At 67.7% G+C, this 18,449-nt stretch carries 16 protein-coding genes; all 16 read right to left on the bottom strand.

Going from position 1 to position 18,449, the window contains the following annotated elements:
• Positions 1 to 206: 206 nt before the first annotated feature.
• Positions 207 to 2,174: a chemotaxis protein CheA gene (locus tag ACW6W5_RS02345; protein WP_152150762.1), complete on the bottom strand. Its 1,968-nt coding sequence runs from the start codon at positions 2,172 to 2,174 to the stop codon at positions 207 to 209.
• A gap of 45 nt (positions 2,175 to 2,219) precedes the next feature.
• Positions 2,220 to 2,585: a response regulator gene (locus ACW6W5_RS02340; RefSeq protein ID WP_088435039.1), complete on the bottom strand. Its 366-nt coding sequence runs from the start codon at positions 2,583 to 2,585 to the stop codon at positions 2,220 to 2,222.
• Entirely contained in the window at positions 2,582 to 2,890 is a 309-nt protein-coding gene (locus ACW6W5_RS02335) for an STAS domain-containing protein (protein ID WP_121036722.1), read from the bottom strand. Before ACW6W5_RS02335 ends, ACW6W5_RS02340 begins: the two co-directional genes overlap by 4 nt.
• Positions 2,891 to 2,960: 70 nt before the next feature.
• Entirely contained in the window at positions 2,961 to 3,974 is a 1,014-nt protein-coding gene (locus tag ACW6W5_RS02330) for a chemotaxis protein CheW (protein WP_121036723.1), read from the bottom strand.
• On the bottom strand, positions 3,971 to 4,753 hold the full coding sequence (locus tag ACW6W5_RS02325; RefSeq protein WP_088435041.1) for a ParA family protein: 783 nt from the start codon (positions 4,751 to 4,753) through the stop codon (positions 3,971 to 3,973). Before ACW6W5_RS02325 ends, ACW6W5_RS02330 begins: the two co-directional genes overlap by 4 nt.
• Before the next feature lie 5 nt (positions 4,754 to 4,758).
• Positions 4,759 to 5,760, bottom strand: coding sequence for a flagellar motor protein MotD (motD, locus tag ACW6W5_RS02320; protein ID WP_121036724.1), 1,002 nt, complete (start codon positions 5,758 to 5,760; stop codon positions 4,759 to 4,761).
• A gap of 1 nt (position 5,761) precedes the next feature.
• Complete coding sequence (locus tag ACW6W5_RS02315; RefSeq protein ID WP_121036725.1) at positions 5,762 to 6,502, bottom strand: flagellar motor protein; 741 nt, start codon at positions 6,500 to 6,502, stop codon at positions 5,762 to 5,764.
• A 79-nt stretch (positions 6,503 to 6,581) separates the two neighbouring features.
• Positions 6,582 to 8,414: a chemotaxis protein CheA gene (locus tag ACW6W5_RS02310; RefSeq protein WP_121036726.1), complete on the bottom strand. Its 1,833-nt coding sequence runs from the start codon at positions 8,412 to 8,414 to the stop codon at positions 6,582 to 6,584.
• 5 nt (positions 8,415 to 8,419) lie between these two features.
• Positions 8,420 to 9,034: a protein phosphatase CheZ gene (locus tag ACW6W5_RS02305; protein ID WP_121036727.1), complete on the bottom strand. Its 615-nt coding sequence runs from the start codon at positions 9,032 to 9,034 to the stop codon at positions 8,420 to 8,422.
• On the bottom strand, positions 9,034 to 9,426 hold the full coding sequence (cheY, locus tag ACW6W5_RS02300; protein WP_179459007.1) for a chemotaxis response regulator CheY: 393 nt from the start codon (positions 9,424 to 9,426) through the stop codon (positions 9,034 to 9,036). The genes ACW6W5_RS02305 and cheY overlap by 1 nt, the downstream gene beginning before the upstream one ends.
• Positions 9,427 to 9,442: 16 nt before the next feature.
• A complete protein-coding gene (locus tag ACW6W5_RS02295; protein ID WP_019182907.1) occupies positions 9,443 to 10,189 on the bottom strand; it encodes an RNA polymerase sigma factor FliA in 747 nt (248 codons plus the stop codon).
• A complete protein-coding gene (locus ACW6W5_RS02290) occupies positions 10,186 to 11,073 on the bottom strand; it encodes a MinD/ParA family ATP-binding protein (protein WP_019182906.1) in 888 nt (295 codons plus the stop codon). The genes ACW6W5_RS02295 and ACW6W5_RS02290 overlap by 4 nt, the downstream gene beginning before the upstream one ends.
• Positions 11,060 to 12,712, bottom strand: coding sequence for a flagellar biosynthesis protein FlhF (flhF, locus tag ACW6W5_RS02285; protein ID WP_152150764.1), 1,653 nt, complete (start codon positions 12,710 to 12,712; stop codon positions 11,060 to 11,062). Before flhF ends, ACW6W5_RS02290 begins: the two co-directional genes overlap by 14 nt.
• 149 nt (positions 12,713 to 12,861) lie before the next feature.
• On the bottom strand, positions 12,862 to 14,964 hold the full coding sequence (gene flhA / locus ACW6W5_RS02280) for a flagellar biosynthesis protein FlhA (protein ID WP_121036728.1): 2,103 nt from the start codon (positions 14,962 to 14,964) through the stop codon (positions 12,862 to 12,864).
• The gene (flhB, locus tag ACW6W5_RS02275; protein ID WP_121036729.1) at positions 14,961 to 16,091 is read right to left on the bottom strand and encodes a flagellar biosynthesis protein FlhB; all 1,131 of its coding nucleotides are present in this window, start codon (positions 16,089 to 16,091) and stop codon (positions 14,961 to 14,963) included. The genes flhA and flhB overlap by 4 nt, the downstream gene beginning before the upstream one ends.
• A gap of 75 nt (positions 16,092 to 16,166) precedes the next feature.
• Positions 16,167 to 18,311 (bottom strand): putative bifunctional diguanylate cyclase/phosphodiesterase, encoded by a 2,145-nt coding sequence (locus tag ACW6W5_RS02270; protein WP_152150828.1) that lies wholly within the window; start codon positions 18,309 to 18,311, stop codon positions 16,167 to 16,169.
• Positions 18,312 to 18,449 lie beyond the last annotated feature (138 nt).

Genomic DNA, 18,449 nt, shown 5'->3' with positions numbered 1-18,449 from the left:
GCGGGCGGCGATGGTTGCTGTTGCAAGGGTTTGAGCGGGCTCGTCCGTACGCAAGCGGACGGTGGGAGGGGAGGCTCGCTGCCATCGTCCGCTGATGGAGTTCACAGTTCCGCGCGCCGTGATCACCGACGCCCACGCACGCCCACAAACGAACGCCGCCGCTCCCGGGGGAGCGGCGGCGTCGGGGACAGCATGCTGTAGGCGCGTTATGCGGCCTGTGGCACCTTGAGCGACCGCACCAGGCCGCCGATGTCGACGATCAGCGCGACCCGGCCGTCGCCGAGGATGGTCGCACCGGAAACCCCGCTGATACGGCGGTAGTTGTTCTCGATGTTCTTGACCACGACCTGCTGCTGTCCGACCAGTTCGTCTACTTCCAGCGCGATCTTCTGGCCGTCGCCCTCGACGACCACCACCAGCGGATCGTCCATGGCACGGCCACCGTAGCCGTAGTACTCGCTGAGCGAGAGGATCGGCAGGTATTCGCCACGCACCCGCAGCACCCGGCCTTCGCCAGCCATGGTGCGCACATCGTCGGCCTGCGGCTGCAGGGCTTCGAGCACATAGGCCAGGGGCAGGATCAGCGTTTCGCCGGCCACCGAGACGGTCATGCCATCCAGGATCGCCAACGTCAGCGGCAGGCGGATCAGCACGCGGGTGCCGTTGCCGGCCTGGCTTTCCAGCTGTACTTCGCCACCCAGCGCCTGGATGTTGCGGCGGACCACATCCATGCCGACGCCACGACCGGACAGATCCGTGACGGCATCGGCGGTGGAGAAGCCCGGCTGGAAAATGAGATCCCAGACCTGCGCGTCGGTGGGGTTGTCCGGCACGCTCAGGCCGCGTTCGAGCGCCTTGGACAGGATCTTGTCGCGGTTCAGGCCGCGGCCGTCATCGCTGACTTCGATCACGATGTGGCCGCCCTGATGCGAGGCCGCCAACGTGATCGTACCGGTTTCGTCCTTGCCCGCTTCGCGACGCACGTCCGGCATCTCCAGGCCGTGGTCGATCGAGTTGCGGACCAGGTGCACGAGCGGATCGGCGATCTTCTCGATCAGGCCCTTGTCCAGCTCGGTGCCTTCGCCGATGGTGCGCAGGCGCACGTGCTTGCCCAGGCGCGAGGACAGATCGCGGACCAGGCGCGGGAAGCGCCGGAACACCGCGTCCACCGGCAGCATGCGCACGCCGATGACCGCTTCCTGCAGATCGCGGGTATTGCGTTCCAGCAGATCCAGGCCGGTCAGCAGCTGCTCGGCCTGCGCCGGATCCAGCGCGTGCGAGACCTGCTTGAGCATGGCCTGGGTGATGACCAGTTCGCCGACCAGATTGATCAGCGCATCGACCTTGTCCACGCTGACGCGGATCGAGGTCTCGGCTTCATGAGCGGCGGCGGGCGGTGCGGCCGCAGCCGCGGGGGCGACGACGGCGGGTTTGGCCTCGACCGGCGCGCTGGTGGCCAGGCTCGGCGGTGCGGCCGGACGGATGTCCAGTTCGCAGTCGTCCACGACCCAGGCGAAGGTATCTTCGATCTTGCTGCGCGGTACCTTGCCGACCAGGCCGAGGTCCCACGCCAGGTGCGCTTCGAGTGGATCGAGCTGGTCGAAGCCGGGCAGGCGATCCAGGCGTGCGGCGACCTGCAGTGAGCCCAGGTGCTCGAGCTCGCGGATGATGCGCAGCGGGTCGTTGCCGCTCATGAACAGCGACGGCGCCGGCACGAAACCGATCTGCCATGCCTCCGGGGTGTCATCGACCTTGGCGGCGGCGACCGGTGCCGCAGCAGCGGCCTGGCCGGACAGCACCGCTTCCAGGCGCGCCTTGACCTCGGCGACCGCGTGCGGATCTGCGGCCTGGCCGTGTTCGGCTTCGCGCAGCAGGGCGCGCAGCACGTCCACCGACGCCAGCATCGCATCAACCGCGGCCGGCTCCAGCGCCCGCTTGCCGGCACGCAGTTCGTCCAGCAGCGTTTCCAGTACGTGGGTCAACGCGGCGATCGCGTCGAAGCCGAAGGTGCCGGCGCCGCCCTTGATCGAATGCGCGGCACGGAACACCGAGTTGATGATCTCCGGGTCCTGCTGGCCCGATTCGAGCGCCAGCAGGCCAGCTTCCATCGCATCCAGCCCCTCGCGGCTTTCTTCGAGGAAGGTGGCGTGGAAACGTTGCAGATCCATGCTCATGGTGCGGGGTGTCCAGGTGCGAGGGGAGGGAAGGGTGAAGCGGGATCAGCCCAGGACTTTCTGGACGGTGGCGACCAGCTGTTCCGGGTTGAACGGCTTGACCAGCCAGCCGGTCGCGCCGGCGGCCTTGCCTTCGGACTTCTTGTCCGCGGCCGATTCGGTGGTCAGCATGAGCATCGGCGTGAACTTGTAGTCCGGCAGCTGGCGCAGCTCACGGATCAGCGCGATGCCATCCATGTTGGGCATGTTGACGTCGGTGACCACCGCGTTGAAGCGTTGGCCCTTGGCACGACCGAGGGCGACCGCGCCGTCTTCGGCTTCCTCGACGGAAAAGCCGGCCGAGGTGAGGGCGAAAGAGACCATCTGGCGCATCGACGCCGAATCGTCCACCACCAAGATACGTGCGCTCATGCAGCGTTCTCCACAGATTTCAGGTTGTCATGGGGTGCATCCAGGCCGAGGGCCTGGGTGACGCCGAGCAGACGCGCGGCATCACGGAAGGTTGCGGTGCAACCGTGGAATCCGGTGGGATGCCCGGCCTTGCGGCGGGCCTCGACGAATGCGCACAGCACCTGCACCGAGGCGGTATGGATACGGCCGACCTGGCTGGCATCCAGCGTCAGATCGCCGGCCTGATCCACCAGGGGGGCCAAACGTGTTTTCAGCTCGGTGCTGGTCTCGATGCCGAGATCATCACCTAGGGCCACAGTGCTCATCATTGCTCCGGACAAACGGTTCCGAGGTCTATAACGGCAATAACCCGGGAAGCTTTAGCCGTTCCGGCGGTCAGTTCAGCAGCTGCGTCGCATCCAGCAGGATCATCGGCTGGGCGCCACCGCGGGCCACGCCCCGGAAGAGGTCGTTGGAGATCTGGCAGATGCGGGCGGTATCGGGGGGCTCGATCTGCGAATCGGTGAGGTTGGCGACATCCTCCACGGCCGAGACGCGCAGGCCCATGGTCTCGCCGTTCTCTTCCAGCACCACGATGCGGGTATTGGCGTCGTTACCGGCGGCGCTGCTGCCCAGGTGGATGCCCAGGTCCATCACCGGCACCACCTGGCCGCGCAGGTTCATGATGCCCAGCATTGCCGGCGAGGTGCCGCGCAGCGGCAGCAACGGCACCGGCAGGACCACTTCCTGGACCTTGAGCAGTTCCAGCGCGTAGGCCTGGGCGCCGCAGCGCAGGCGCAGCCAGCGGGAGGTGCGTTCGCTGGCGCGACGGTTCTCGCGCGGGCTGGAGGCCGGGTCACGTGCCTGGCGTTGTAGTTCCTCCCAGCTGCCGGGGCGGCTCTGTGCCAGCGAAGGGCTGCCGGCGCGGACGCTGGTGGCGGCCGGCATCGGCGGCATCGGCGTCATGGAGGGCATCGGCCGGGCGATCGGTGCGCGGGCGCTTGGCACCGCCGCGATCGGTGCCGGGGCGGGGGCTGTTGCGGGCGCGTCGGCACCTGTGGCCACGGGATCTATTTCGTAGACGACCTCGGGCGGCAGGTCGTCCCAGCTGGGGCGGGCTTCGTCCACGGGTGCAGGCATCGCGCCGCTGAGGAGGGGGTCGTTGCGCAGTTCATCGAGCAGGTCGTCGAAGCCCGGCGCGACAGCAATTGATTCAGCCGCCGAAGCTGCTTCGGTGACGCCCACGTCGACGGTGGCAGACCCGGCGTCCACTGCTTCGATGGCTTCGGTTGCGGCGAGAGCATCCACCACCTCGGCCACTGCGACCGGCACCGGCGCCTCTGTCGGCGCCGGCATCGCGTCGCCGAGCAGCTGCTCCAGGTAGTCGTCCAGGACGCCGGCGGTGTTCATGCCGCGCGCTCCATCTGCTGCGCATCGTCGGCCAGGATCCATTCCAGGGCGCGGCGGTAGGCGGCCAGGCCACGCCCGGGGTAGTCCTCCGATTGCGGTGGCACGGTGAGGCTGGCGGCGTTGCAGATCCGGGTGTCGACCGGGATCGCGTCTTCCCAGACGCGGTGGCCGTGCTTGTCCTGCATCAGCTTGACGGTTTCGTTGCCAGCGCGGGTGCGGCGGTCGAACAGGGTCGGCAGGATCGACATCGGCAGCGGGCGGCGGCGCGAGCGCTCGACCATTTCGCCGGTGCGGACCATGCCATCCAGGCCGTGCAGGGCCAGCGGCTCGGCCTGGGTCGGGATGATCAGGCGGTCGGCTGCGGCCAGTGCGTTGATCATCAACAGGCCCAGGGTGGGCGCGCAGTCGAGCAGGATGTAATCGTGCTGTCCCTGATGGCGGCCCAACGCATTCTGCAGGGCCAGGCCGAGGCCGGGCTGGTTCGCGCTGCGGCGCTCCAGCGTGGCCAGCGCGGCCTGTGCGCAGACGTAGTCCAAGCCCGGGATGTCGCTGTGGTGGGCGAGGGTGGAGAGCTCGGCCGGTGGCGCGGCGAACAGTTCCAGCACGCCCTGCGGCGGCGGATCCAGCGGCACGCCGAAGGCGCGGGTCAGCGACGAATGCGGATCCAGATCGATCAACAGCACGCGGTGGCCCTGCGTAGCCAAGCCGCGGCCGAGCGCGAGCGTTGTGGTGGTCTTGCCCACCCCGCCTTTCTGATTGGCAACAGCCCAGATACGCATGCGGTTCACTCCTTCATTGCGGGCGGAACGGCGGCGCCAACGCGGCTGCCGGCCGGCACCGGTGGCAACTGCACCGGTGCGATGGGGGTAACAGGGGTGCTGGCGGCCGGTGCCTTGGCCGCATCGGCGGCGTCGGCATCGGCGCTGAGCCGGTCGGTGATCGGATCGATGCTCTGCGCGGTATCGGCCAGGATGATCACCATCACCCGCCGGTTGCGGTTGCGGCCTTCGGCGCTGGCATTGTCTTCGCGCGGGCGGAACTGGCCATAGCCAACCATCGCCAGCCGTGCCGGCTGCAGGCCCTGATCGGCGAACAGGTGCACCACGCTGGCCGCGCGCCCAGCCGACAGCTCCCAGTTGGAGGGGAACAGCGAGGTGGCGATCGGGATGTTGTCGGTGTGGCCTTCCACGCGCACGCCGTTGGGTGCATCACGCAGCACTACGGCCAGCTTGGAGAGGGTGTCGCGCGCGTGCACATCCAGCGTGGCCGAGCCGGTCGGGAACAGGATGTCGCTGTTGATCTCCACTTCGATCCACAGCTCGGTGCGACGCACGGTGATCATGCCGCGTTCGATCAGCGGCGCCAGCGTGGCGGTGAGCTTGTCGGCGATGCCGTTGAGCTGGCGCTCGGCGCGCTGCAGCTGTTCCTGGTTGCGGATCGAGACCGGCATGCGCATCTGCGAGGCCATCGCCGGCAGCAGGGTCGGGTCGTTGCTGGGGGCGGGGGCGGAGGGGCCGATCTTGGTCCCGGCCCTGATCACCGAGGGGCTGTCCCAGCCGCCCCCCTGGACCTGCTGGTTGCCGACCTGCACCGGGTTGATGGTGCGCGGCGCGCCACCGAAGGCGGTGGTCAGCGCGTCGGCCATGATCCGGTATTTGCCCTCGTTGAGCGAGGAGATGGCGTACATCACCACGAAGAAGGCGAGCAGCAGCGTCATGAGGTCGGCGTAAGGGATCGCCCAGGCCTCATGGTTGGCATGTTCTTCGTGGTGCTTGCGGCGGGCCATGTCAGTGCAGGAACCCGGACAGGTTGGTTTCGATGTTGCGCGGGTTCTCACCCTGGGCGATGGAAATCAGCCCTTCGATGATCATTTCGCGGTCGCGGCTGTTGTGGTGGATCACGCTCTTGAGCTTGGCCGAGACCGGCAGGAACAGCAGGTTGGCCGAGGCGATGCCGTAGATGGTGGCGGTGAACGCCGCCGCGATGCCGTGGCCGAGCTTGCTCGGGTCGGCAAGATTCTTCATCACCGCGATCAGGCCGAGCACCGCGCCGATGATGCCCAGCGTCGGCGCATAGATGCCCATGCCCTCGAACACCTTGGACGCGGCCAGATCCTGGCTTTCCTGGCTGCTCAGCTCGATCTCCATCATGTGCCGGATGGTCTCCGGCTCCACGCCGTCCACCAGCAGCTGCAGCCCCTTGCGCAGGAACGGATCGTCCTGGGCGTCGACCTGCGCTTCCAGACCGAGCAGGCCCTGGCGGCGGGCGATGTTGCTCCACTCCACGATCTGCTGGATCAGGTGGCGGCGGTCGCTGCTCGGCGGCAGGATCACCCACTTCACGATCTTGAAGGCGTGCTTGAACACGGCCGGCGAGGTATGCAGCAGGATCGAGGCGATGGTGCCGACGATGACGATCACGAAGGCGGCCGGCGACCACAGCGACGCCAGACCGGCCCCCTTGAGGATGCTGCCGCCGACCAGTGAGGCCAACGCGAGGAAAAGTCCAATGAGGCTGAGTCTGTCCATGGGTCCGTTATCGGCTTGTGTGAATGGGACTTGAGACGCCGAAGGAATCCAGTGATGCGGCGGTCACACTTTCACGCGGTCAATCGTGGTGGGTACGCAGCCCGTCCACGTCCAGGATCAGCGCCATGCGGCCGTCACCGATGAGGGTGGCGCCGGCATAGCCACGCAACCCGCGCAGGGCTTTCGGAAGCGGCTTGATCACGACTTCCTCGCGGCCGCGCACCTGGTCCACCACCAGGCCGAAGCGGGCTTCACCGGCCTGCAGTACGACGATGGTCAGCAGCGAGGACGGCATCGGCTCGACATCGAGCCAGTGGCGCAGATCGACCAGCGCCAGCGTGTGCGATTTGCGGTCCAGCACGGCGCGGCCGTCGAACCAGCCCAGGGAGGTGTTGGGGGCATGCAGCACCTCCATCACGCGGGCCAGGGGCAGGGCGTAGACGTCTTCGCCGGCCTGCACCAGCAGGGTCGGCAGGATCGCCAGGGTCAGCGGCACGCGGATCATGAAGCGGCTGCCGCGGCCCAGCTCGGATTGGATCTGGATCTGGCCGCTGAGCTCGCGGATGCGGGACTGGACCACGTCCATGCCCACGCCGCGGCCGGAGATGTCGGTGACCTGTTGCTTGGTCGAGAAACCGGGCAGGAACACCAGGTGCAGGCACTCCTCGCTGCTCAGGCGGGCAGCGGCTTCCGGATCGATCAAGCCCTTCTCGCGTGCCTTCTGGCGCAGGCGTTCGGGGTCGATACCCGCGCCGTCGTCCTGCACTTCGATGCTGACGTAGTCGCCTTCCTGCTGCGCGGACAGGCGCACGTGGCCACTGCGCGGCTTGCCCTGGGCCTCGCGCAGGTCCGGCATTTCCACGCCGTGGTCGATCGCGTTGCGGACCAGATGGACCAGAGGATCGGCCAGCGCTTCGACCAGGTTGCGGTCCAGCTCGGTTTCCGCACCGATCAGCTCAAGTTCGACCTCCTTCTTCAGCGAGCGCGCGACATCGCGCGCCACCTTGGGGAAGCGCGAGAACACCTTGCCGACCGGCTGCATGCGGGTGCGCATGACCGCCGACTGCAGGCGGGCGGTGGCGATGTCCAACGTGGAGACCGCACGGTCAAGCTCTTCATCGTGCAGGCGCGCACGCAGGGTCTTGAGCCGGTTGCGTGAGAGCACCAGCTCGCCGATCAGGTTGACGATCGCATCCAGGCGCTTGGTGTCCACGCGCACGGTGTGTTCGGCTTCGGCGACCGGTTTGGCCGGGGCCGGCTTGGCGCCCGGTGCGGCCGGCGCAGCCACGGCCCGCGGTGCAGCCACCGGCGCGGCGGCACCGGCCTTGGCGCCGGGAACAGCGCCACCGTGCAGCTGGTCCAGCAGGGCTTCGAACTCGTCCTCGCCGATCAGGCCGTCATCTTTCTTCGGGGCCGCGATGGCGGTCGGTGCGGCACCGCCATGCAACTGGTCGAGCAGCGCCTCGAACTCATCATCGGTGATCATCTCGCCGCCGCTGGCCGTGGTGGCGGCCGCCGGCGCCGGCGTGGCCGGCCCGCTGACGTCGAACTGGGCGATCAGCTCCGGCGGGGCGTAGCCCGGCTCGGTCCCGGCCGAGACCGAATCCAGCATCGACTGCAGGTAATCCAGCGATTGCTGGGCCGCATCGAAGTGGTGGGCCTGCAGCGTGGCCTGGCCGGAGCGGGCCATGCCGAGGGTTTCCTCGGCGGCGTGGCACAGCTCGACCATCGCCTGGATGCCGAGGAAGCCGGCACCGCCCTTGAGCGTGTGGAAGCCACGGAACACGGCGTTGAGCTGGTCGGCATCCTGGGGCGCCTGCTCCAGCGACACCAGCTGTTCGCCGAGGCGATCCAGGATTTCCTGGGCCTCGAGGATGAAGTCGGCAGCGATATCGTCTGGCACAGCACTCATGATCGTTACAGTCCCAGGTCCGAGAGCAGGTCGTCGGCGTCGTTCTGTGACACCGCATGGCGATCCAGGCCCTTCAGGGCCGGGCCGGCCAGGCCGTTGTTGTCGCGCTTGTTCTCGTCTTCCTGCGGGGGCAGGCCGAGCGCACCGAAGCCCTCATGCACGCGACGCACGATCCCGACCACGCGGCGGATGATCTGCCCGGTCAGGTCCTGGTAGCTCTGGGTCAGCGCGATTTCGGTGAGGTTGTGGCGGATCCGGTCCAGTTGCTGGCCCTGGTCGGGCGTCAACCCGTTGGCGCGCAGCTGTTCGGTGAGCGAGCGACATTCTTCGGCCAGGTCCAGCGTGCGGTGGGTGGCCTGTTCGGTCATCGCCACCACGTGGTCCAGGCGCGCGCAGGCGTCATCCAGCTCGCCGGCTTCGCTGGGCAGGCTGGGCAGTTCGCCCAAGGCCTGGCCGAGCTCGCGGGCCAGGCGGTTCAGGCCGGCCATCATCGGCTGCGTGCGCAGCGCGGCGAGGGCGTCGATTTCCCGGCGCCAACCGGCTTCGTCACCGCTTTCCAGCGCGGCCAGGGCATCCTGCAGGCGCTGCACCAGCGCGGATTTGTCGCTCAGGGTTTCCATCAGGCGCTCGCCGCCAGGCGTTCGAAGATCTTGCCGAGCTTTTCTTCCAGGGTCTGGGCGGTGAACGGCTTGATGATGTACCCGTTCACGCCGGCCTGCGCCGCTTCAATGATCTGCTCGCGCTTGGCTTCCGCGGTCACCATCAGCACCGGCAGCGTCTTGAGCTTGGCGTCGGCACGCACGGCCTTGAGCAGGTCGATGCCGGTCATGACCGGCATGTTCCAGTCGGTGACCACGAAATCGAACGGCTGGCTCTGCAACAGCGCCAGCGCGGCATGCCCGTCCTCGGCTTCGGCCGTATTGGTGAAGCCCAGATCGCCCAGCAGGTTCTTGACGATACGACGCATGGTCGAGAAGTCGTCGACGATCAGGATACGCATGTTCTTGTTCAAAGCACTTTCCTCGATTTCAATGGTTCTCGAGGCCGGCGTCTGCCGCCTCGAAGATCTTCAGCCGGCCCCGCAGGCGCAGCACGGCCTGGCCATGGATCTGGCACACGCGCGATTCGCTGACACCCAACACGGCGCCGATCTCTTTCAGGTTCAGTTCCTGCTCGTAGTACAGCGACAGCACCAGCTGTTCGCGCTCGGGCAGCAGGCCGATCGCGTTGCCCAGCTCACGCCCGAACTCGCCGCGTTCCAGCACCTGCTGCGGGGTCGGGCCGCCCTGGGCGACGGTGTCCAGTTCGCCCTGGTCCTCGATCCGCGATTCCAGGCTCAGCACCTGGCCCCGCGAGGCGTCTTCCATCAGGCGCAGGTAATCCGGCAGCGGCATGTCCATCGCGGCGGCCACTTCGGTGGCGCTGGCGGCACGGCCGGTGCTCTGCTCGAGGCGACGGATGGTCGCGGCGGCATCGCGGGCGCGGCGGTGCACCGAGCGCGGCACCCAGTCGCCACGGCGGATTTCATCGATCATCGAACCGCGGATGCGGATCGAGGCGTAGGTTTCGAACGAGGCGCCCTGGTCGGCGTCGTAGCTGCGCGAGGCCTCGATCAGGCCCATCATGCCGGCCTGGATCAGGTCGTCGACCTCCACGCTGGCTGGCAGACGTGCCGCCAGATGGTGGGCGATGCGGCGGACCAGATCCGAGTGCTGGGCAATGCACTCGTTGGCCGCGGTCCGCTGGACTTCTTTGTATTGTGCTGCGCCCTTCATACCGTCACCCCGCGTTGCTTGAGGATGCGTTCCAGGAAGAATTCGACCCCCCCACGCGGCTCGGTCGGGGCCTGCCAGCGGGCGGTGCGGCGCGCGATCTCGGTCAGCGCCAGGGCGGCCGGGCTGGACGGGTAGGCCTTCACCACCGGCTGCTGGCGCTGCACCGACAGGCGCAGCCAGTCATCCTGCGGCACGCAGCCCAGGTAGTTCAGCGAGACATCGGCGAGGAACTTCTCGCAGACGCGGCTCAGCTTTTCGTACAGCACGCGGCCTTCGTTCGGGTCGCGCACCATGTTGGCCACCACCTGGATCCGGTCCACGCCGCGCTCGCGCGAGAGGACCTTGATCAGCGCGTAGGCGTCGGTGATCGAGGCCGGCTCATCGCAGACCACCACCACGGTGTCCTGTGCGGCCTGGCAGAAGGTCAGCACGCCATCGGTGATGCCGGCGGCGGTATCCACGATCATGATGTCCAGCTCGCGCTCGAGCTCGGAGAACACGTTGACCAGGCCGACGTGCTCGGCCGGCTGCAGCTCGGCCATGTGGCGGCGACCGGAGGCGGCCGGGACCACCAGCACGCCGCCGGGGCCTTCCATGATCACTTCTTCAAGCGTGCAGCGCCCGGCGACGAGGTCGGCCAGGGTCACCTTCGGCTGCAGGCCGAGGATCACGTCGATGTTGGCCAGGCCGAGGTCGGCATCCAGCAGCAGCGTGCGCTTGCCCATGTCCGCCAGCGCCACGGCCAGATTGGCCGAAACGTTCGTTTTGCCCACGCCGCCCTTGCCGCCGGTGACGGCGATGGTGCGGACCGGGCCCAGCGGCTGGCTTCGGGTAGCCGACAACGGGAAGGTCTTGGTCAGCTTGGCGTACTCACGCGACGGCATGGTTCAACTCCGGGTTGCAGGGCATATCGGCCGCGCGGCGCAAATCTTCAAGGCGAAGTACAAGATTGGCCGCACTGGCACGGTGCAGGTCTTCAGGAACGTCCTGGCCATCGGTGACCCAGGTGATCGGCAGGCGGTGATCCACGGCCACCGACAGGGCGGTACCGAAGCGGCCGGTTTCGTCCAGCTTGCTCAGCACCACGCCCTGCGGGTTGGCGGCGCTGAAGCGGCGGACCACCTCGTCCATGTCGCCGAAGCTGGTGTTGGCCGGCAGCACCAGCAGGGTGCGGATCTGCTCGGCGGCACGCAGCCACTGCAGCTGGGCCGCCAGGGCGCGGTCGCGCGGGCCCAGGCCGGCGGTGTCGATCAGGACCAGCTTGTAGTCCTTCAGGCGTTCCAGCAGCTGGTTCAGATCGCTGCCGCTGCTGGCCTCGTGGACGGCGATGCCGAGCTGGCGGCCGAAGCCGTACAGCTGCTCGCGGGCGCCGATGCGGCCGGTATCGGTGGTGACCAGGGCGACATCGCGGGCGGCATGCGCCTCGGCGAAACGCGAGGCCAGCTTGGCGATGGTGGTGGTCTTGCCGGCGCCGGTGGGGCCGACCAGGGCGATCACGCCGCCGGCTTCCAGCGGATCGACCGGGGCGATCGGCAGCTTCTTGGAGAGCAGGCCGAGCATCAGGCCGCGACCACGGTGGGCTTCGGTATCCAGCGGAATCTGCATGGCCACGTCGCGGCTGATGCCGGCGTCGAAGCCGTATTCGTCCATCAGGTCCAGCGCGACGGCGCGCACCGGCGAGCCGCGCAGGCGCTCATCGGTGAAGCGGTGCATCTCGCGCTCGATGACATGGCGCATGCCGGCCACTTCATGGCGCAGCTGGCGGATTTCTTCGTCATCGCGCTGGATGACCGTCAGCTCCGGCACGCTGGCCACGACCGGTGCCGGTTCATTGGCGGCGGCGATGACGGTTTCGGCGATCGGCAGCGGGAGGGCCGGCGGCAGGGCAGCAGCGACGATCGGCAAGGGCGCGAGCGCAGCGGCGACCGGCAGCACGGTCTCGTCCGTCTCCTCCAGTGGCGGATCGATCACGAAGCGGGCGCGGTTGATCGGGGCGGGTGCGGCGATGGCCTCTACCGGTGCGGCAGGTGAGGCGGCGGCGGCCTGCTCGACGTTGAACGGCGCGAAGATCTGCTCCGGCAGCGACGGTTCATTGACGGCAGGGCTGACGCTGGCGCGGGCCAGGGTGGCAGCGAAACCGTCGCTGCCCGGCGGCGGCACGATTTCGTTGGCGGTATCCAGGGTGCGACCGGTCGCGCCGACGGCGGCGCGGGCCAGTGCGGCCACGGCCGAGGTGGTTGCGGCCACCGGCTCGGGCGTGGCGACCGGGGCCTTGCGGCGGGTCACCGCGGCAATCACGGCATCGGCGGCGCTGCGCGGGCGCGGTGCCGGCGGCGCGACATCCTTGCGGGCCGCTTCCAGCGCACGCTGCACGGCGCTTTCGTCGTAGTTGGCCGCCGCCACGATTTCGACACCTTCGGCGATCCGGCGGTTGGACAGGATCACTGCGTCCGGCCCGTGTTCCTTGCGCACCAGATTCATGGCCGAGCGCATATCGGAGGCGACGAAGCGTTTGATTTTCATGCTGTGGTACCGGGACTGGGGCGGCGGAGTGGTGGAAGGGAAACGCTGGTTGTCGGTGGTCTGCACGGTCAGGGAGTCCCTTTATTTCCTGCTGCGGTGAAATCGAATGAGGTGTCTGTTTTCTGTCGCGGTGCCGTCGGGTGTCCGGCTCAACTGATCGTGCCGACCAGCTTCAACCGTTTGTCCTCGGGCACCTCGCTGTAGGCGAGTACGGACAGCGAGGGGACGCTGTGGCGTACCAGCCGTGCCAGCGCGGCACGTACCGGGCCGGGCACCAGCACGACCGCCGGCTCGTTCTTCGCTTCCTGCTTGCCGACACATTCGGCCAGGCTTTGATGCAGTCGCTCGGCGAGTCCGGGTTCCAGCGCGGCGCCGTTGCCCTGTGTGGACTCCTGCAAGACGCGTTCCAGTTGCGGGTTGAGGGTGAAGACCGGCAGCTCCGGCGACATCCCGGCGATCTCCTGCACGATGAAACGGCCCAGCGCATTGCGCACGGCAGCGGTGAGCACGGCCGGGTCCTGGCTGGTCGGCGCGCTTTCCACCAGCGATTCAACGATCTTGCGCAGCTGGCGGATCGGAATGCGCTCGATCAGCAGGTTCTGCAGCACGCGCACCACGGCCGACAGCGGCAGCGACTTGGGTGTCAGATCTTCGACCAGCTTCGGCGCGCTCTTGGCCAGGTTGGCCAGCAACTGCTGCACTTCTTCATGGCCAAGCAGCTCCGGGGCGTGCTCGCGGATCAGGTGCGACAAATGGGTGGCGACCACGGTGGCCGGGTCGACCACGGTGTAGCCCATCGATTCGGCATTGGCACGCTGGTGTGGCTGGATCCAGGTCGCATCCAGCCCGAAGGCAGGATCCTTGCCGGCGATGCCCTCCAGCGTGCCCAGGGCGCTGCCCGGGTCCAACGCGAGTTCGCGGTCGGGGTGGATCTCGGCGGTGGCCACCGGCACGCCGTGGATCAGCAGGCGATACGCGGTGGCCGGCAGTTCCAGGTTGTCGCGGATATGCACGGAGGGAATCAGGAAGCCGATGTCGTGGGTGAGCTTGCGGCGCACGCCCTTGATCCGCGCCATCAGCTCGCCGCCCTGGTTTTTGTCCACCAGCGGAATCAACCGATAGCCGACTTCCAGGCCGAGTGGATCGACCGGGCGCAGTTCATCCCAGGTCAGCTCGGCGGTGGGCGAGGGCGCCGCGCCGGGCAGGCCGAGGGTATCGGGACGGTTGGCGGCGGGAGATTCGGCGGCGCGGGCTTCGGCCGTGCTCTTCTTCCAGGCCTTCCAGGCGATGAAGAAGAGGATCGCGGCCAGCGTCAAGAAGGCGACGTTGGGCATGCCCGGCACCAGGCCGACCACCGCCAGAATCGCGGCGGCGATCGTCAGCGCGCGGTACTGGCCGAACACCTGGCCCATCATGGCCTGGGCCATGTCCTGCGAGCGCGAGGCGCGGGTGACCAGCATGGCGACCGCCGAGGACACCAGCAGCGCCGGGAGCTGGGCGACCAGACCGTCACCGATGGAGAGCAGGGTGTAGGTCGCGGCGGCATCACCAAACGGCATGCCGTGCTGGAGCACGCCGACCGCCAGGCCACCGACCAGGTTGATGAACAGGATCAGGATGCCGGCGATCGCATCGCCGCGGATGAACTTGCTGGCACCGTCCATCGCACCGTAGAAGTCGGCTTCCTCGCGGACCTCCTCACGACGGGCCTTGGCCTCTTCACGCGTCAGCAAACCGGCGTTGAGATCGGCGTCGATCGCCATCTGCTTGCCGGGCATGGCATCGAGGATGAAGCGTGCGGTCACTTCGGAGACGCGCCCGGCACCCTTGGTGATCACCACGAAGTTGATGATGGTCAGGATCGCGAACACCACGATGCCGACCGCGTAGTTGCCGCCGATCACGAACTCACCGAACGAGGCGATCACCTTGCCGGCTGCTTCGTGGCCGTTCTGGCCATTGAGCAGGATCACGCGGGTGGAGGCCACGTTCAAGGCCAGCCGCAGCATCGTGGTGACCAGCAGCACGATCGGGAAGATGGTGAAGTCCAGCGGGCGCTTCACGTAGACCACCGCCAGCAGCACCATCAGCGAGATGGCGATGTTGAAGGTGAACAGCGCATCGAGCACCGGCGGTGCCAGCGGCACCACCACCATGGCCAGCAGGGCCAGCACGATCAGCGGGGCACCCAGCCCGTGGCGGATCATGTCCAGCGCGCGGCGCACGTTCATCCCGGCAGGTTGCGCGCTCATGGGCGGCCTCCCTTGCCGAATTCATCGATGTCGATGCTCGGTGCCGCCGGCATCGGGCCGGTCCCCCAACTGCGCAGCTGGTAGACGTAGGAGAGCACCTGGGCCACGGCCGAATACAGTCTCACGGGAATTTCCTTTCCAAGTTGACCTTCCCGATACAAGGCGCGTGCCAAAGGCGGGGCGGAGACGATGGCGACCTTGTTGCCGTCGGCCACTTCACGGATGCGCAGGGCGGTTTCATCCACGCCCAGGGCGACCACGGTAGGCGCGCCCATCTTTCCGCCTTCGTACTTCAGGGCGACCGCGTAGTGGGTGGGGTTGACCACCACGACATCGGCCGTGGGCACCGCTTCCATCATCCGGCGGTTGGACATCTGCTGCTGCAGCTGGCGGATACGGCCCTTGACCTCGGGGCTGCCCTCGCTTTCCTTCATTTCCCGGCGCAGCTCTTCACGGGTCATCTTCAGCTTGCGCATCCAGTTCCAGCGCTGGTACGGCGCATCGATGGCGGCCAGCAGCATCATCGCGCCGCCGGTGGCCAGCATCAGCTTCAGGGTGAAGCCCAGGCCCTGCACCATCGCCGCTTCCAGGGGCTGGTTGAGCAGGTCGCGCAGCGGCCGCACGCCGTGCCACACCACCAGCCCCGCCGCGGTGCCGACGAAGGCGATGCGCAGCAGCGACTTGGTGAACTCGGCGATCGCTTCAGGCCCGTAGAGGCGCTTCATGCCGGCCATCGGGCTGAGCCGCTTGAAATCGGGCATCAGCGACTTGTTCGACCAGCGCAGCCCGCCCATCACCACCGGCGACAGGAAACTGGCCAACAGGCAGATCACCACGAGCGGCCACATGCCCAGCAGCAGGCGCAGCAGCAGCTCGCCGAAGTGGCCGAACAGCGCCTGGGGATGCAGGCGCAGGCCCGGCTCGGGGCTGAGCGCGAACTGCATCCAGGTCTTGGCGTTGCGGGCGATGGTGCCGGAGAACGCCATCAGCGCCAGCACGCCGGCACCGAACACGGCCGCCGTCGCCAGCTCCCGCGAGCGCGGGATGTTGCCCTGTTCCCGGGCATCGCGCAGGCGTTTTTCGGTGGGTAATTCGGTCTTTTCGCCGGCTTGTTCGTTCTCGGACATCAGGGCACGACACGGGAGGAGATACCCGGGTCCGTGCAAGAACCGTTCCGTGACCAGCCGGTTACCGGGCCGGCATCACCCGGCCGAGGCCCCTGGCCGCGCCTGCGCCTTCCAGCCTGCCGCCACTTCCACCCGTGGGCGGGGCAGATCATGCAGCTGCATGAAGCGCTGGGCGTCTACCGGTCTGCCCAGCAGATAGCCCTGCAGGTAATCGCAGCCCAACCGTTCCAGGTAGGCGCGCTGACCGACGGTCTCGACCCCCTCGGCGACGATATCCATGTCCAGCGCATGCCCCAGGGCCACGATCGCCGAAACGATCACCACATCCTCGGAGCTGTTTTCCAGGTCGCGCACGAACGCATGGTCGATCTTGATCTCGGTGGCGGGCAGGCGCTTGAGATACAACAGGCTGGAGTAGCCGGTACCGAAGTCATCGATGGAGATGCCCACCCCCAACGCCGCCATGGCCTGCAACAGGGTCAGGCTGGCCTCGGTATCGCGCATCACCGTGTTTTCGGTGATCTCCAGGATCAGCCGGCGCGGCTCGATACGATGGGTCTGCAGCGCCTCGCGCACTTCCTTCAGCAGGTTGGGCGAGGCGAACTGGATCGGCGAGAGATTCACCGACACCGTCCAGCCGTCATGCCCGGCGTCGTGCCACACGCGCAGCTGGCGGCAGGCTTCATCCAGTGCCCAGCGCCCGATCTCGTTGATCACGCCACTGCGCTCGGCCAGCCGGATGAAACGGTCCGGCGGAATCAGGCCCTGTTGCGGATGCCGCCAGCGGATCAACGCTTCGGCGCCGCTGATGGATTGCCCGGCGACGCGGGTCTTGGGCTGGTAGTGCAGGAACAGCTGCTCGCTGCCGATGGCGCGGCGCAGGTCGGCCAGCAGCTGGAACTGCTGCTCGGCGCTGTCATTCATCCAGTCCGCAAACAGCACGTAGGCGTTGCGACCGGCTTCCTTGGCCTGGTACATCGCCGCATCGGCGAAGGCCATCAGCTGGCGCTCGCTGGCGGCGTGGTCCGGGCAGATCGCGATGCCGATGCTGGCGGTCACCTGCAGGTCGTGGCGCGGCAGCAGTGGCTCGTTGCCGACGGTCTGGATGAGCCGACTGGCCAGTGTCGCCACGTCCTCGTCGTTCTCGATCGGCACCACCAGCACGAACTCATCGCCGCCCAGCCGCGCCAGCATATCCGCCGGCCGCAGCAGCTTGCGGGTGCGGTCGGCGACGGCCACCAGCAGCGCATCGCCGGTCTGGTGGCCGTAGGCATCGTTGACCTGCTTGAAGCCGTCCAGATCCATGAACATGACCGCGAAGCGGCTGCCGCGCTGTTCGGCCTCGGCCAGGGCCTGCTCGATGCGCTGCTGCAGCAGCCGGCGGTTCGGCAGGCGGGTCAGGGGATCGTGCAGGGCGGCCTGGGTCAACTCCGCCTGCGCATCATCCAGCGAGCTGCTCAGGTCGGTATTGCGCAGCCGCAGCAGCTGCGCCTCCATGCGCTGGTCCAGCCAGGACACGATCAAGACCACCGCCAGGATGGCGATGGTCAGGGCAAGCACCACCAGTGCCAGCCATTGCGCCTGCAGGCCATCACCGGCCGCAGCACCGCAGATGCTGCCCGCCGGAAAGCGGGCGGCGGCCATGCCGGTGTAATGCATGCCCACGATCGCGGTGCCCAGCACCAGTGCAGGTGCGGCGCGGTCGCGCAGGCGCCGGTGGGTGCTGCGCAGGCGGAAGGCAATGAACAGGGCCGTCCACGAGGCCGCCACTGCGATCAGCAGCGACACCGCCACCCAGCCGGCGTGGTAGTCGATCCCGGGCTGCATGTACAGCGCGGCCATGCCCAGGTAATGCATCGAGGCGATGCCACTGCCCATCAGCACGGCGCCAAGCGCCAGGCGCCCGTGCGGCAGGGTCGGCTGCGAGACCAGCCAAAGCGCGAAGATGGAGGAGGCCATGGCGGCCAGCAGCGAGACGGTGGTCAGGCCAAGCGCATAGCCGAGCGGGATCGGCAACTGGAAGGCGAGCATGCCGATGAAGTGCATCGACCAGATGCCCAGCCCCATCGCGCAGCCGCCGCCGACCAACCACAACCAGGTGGTGCGGCGCGTGGTGGCGGTCGTCACCCGGCTGGACATATCCAGTGCGGTGAAGGAGGCCAGTACTGCGACGAGAAACGAAATCACCACCAACCACGGGGTATAGCTGCCGATCAGCATGGAAGACACTCTCCCTGGTCAACATCTGAGCGATACGACAGGACACCCGGCCATCACCGCAAAGACACGGTGAAGATTTTGTCATTGCGTTGCAAAGGCAGGTGCGGCCGAGCGGTCAAGACTACCGTCAGGCCCCCG

This window comes from Stenotrophomonas sp. IS26, from assembly GCF_054188265.1.
This window is presented reverse-complemented; position numbering and strand designations above follow the sequence as displayed.

Bases quoted from the DNA above. Each gene is read 5' to 3' on its own strand.
- ACW6W5_RS02345 (WP_152150762.1), bottom strand. From the start codon at position 2,174: ATGAGCATGGATCTGCAACGTTTCCACGCCACCTTCCTCGAAGAAAGC.
- ACW6W5_RS02340 (WP_088435039.1), bottom strand. From the start codon at position 2,585: ATGAGCGCACGTATCTTGGTGGTGGACGATTCGGCGTCGATGCGCCAG.
- ACW6W5_RS02335 (WP_121036722.1), bottom strand. From the start codon at position 2,890: ATGAGCACTGTGGCCCTAGGTGATGATCTCGGCATCGAGACCAGCACC.
- ACW6W5_RS02330 (WP_121036723.1), bottom strand. From the start codon at position 3,974: ATGAACACCGCCGGCGTCCTGGACGACTACCTGGAGCAGCTGCTCGGC.
- ACW6W5_RS02325 (WP_088435041.1), bottom strand. From the start codon at position 4,753: ATGCGTATCTGGGCTGTTGCCAATCAGAAAGGCGGGGTGGGCAAGACC.
- motD (WP_121036724.1), bottom strand. From the start codon at position 5,760: ATGGCCCGCCGCAAGCACCACGAAGAACATGCCAACCATGAGGCCTGG.
- ACW6W5_RS02315 (WP_121036725.1), bottom strand. From the start codon at position 6,502: ATGGACAGACTCAGCCTCATTGGACTTTTCCTCGCGTTGGCCTCACTG.
- ACW6W5_RS02310 (WP_121036726.1), bottom strand. From the start codon at position 8,414: ATGAGTGCTGTGCCAGACGATATCGCTGCCGACTTCATCCTCGAGGCC.
- ACW6W5_RS02305 (WP_121036727.1), bottom strand. From the start codon at position 9,034: ATGGAAACCCTGAGCGACAAATCCGCGCTGGTGCAGCGCCTGCAGGAT.
- ACW6W5_RS02295 (WP_019182907.1), bottom strand. From the start codon at position 10,189: ATGAAGGGCGCAGCACAATACAAAGAAGTCCAGCGGACCGCGGCCAAC.
- ACW6W5_RS02290 (WP_019182906.1), bottom strand. From the start codon at position 11,073: ATGCCGTCGCGTGAGTACGCCAAGCTGACCAAGACCTTCCCGTTGTCG.
- flhF (WP_152150764.1), bottom strand. From the start codon at position 12,712: ATGAAAATCAAACGCTTCGTCGCCTCCGATATGCGCTCGGCCATGAAT.
- flhA (WP_121036728.1), bottom strand. From the start codon at position 14,964: ATGAGCGCGCAACCTGCCGGGATGAACGTGCGCCGCGCGCTGGACATG.
- flhB (WP_121036729.1), bottom strand. From the start codon at position 16,091: ATGTCCGAGAACGAACAAGCCGGCGAAAAGACCGAATTACCCACCGAA.
- ACW6W5_RS02270 (WP_152150828.1), bottom strand. From the start codon at position 18,311: ATGCTGATCGGCAGCTATACCCCGTGGTTGGTGGTGATTTCGTTTCTC.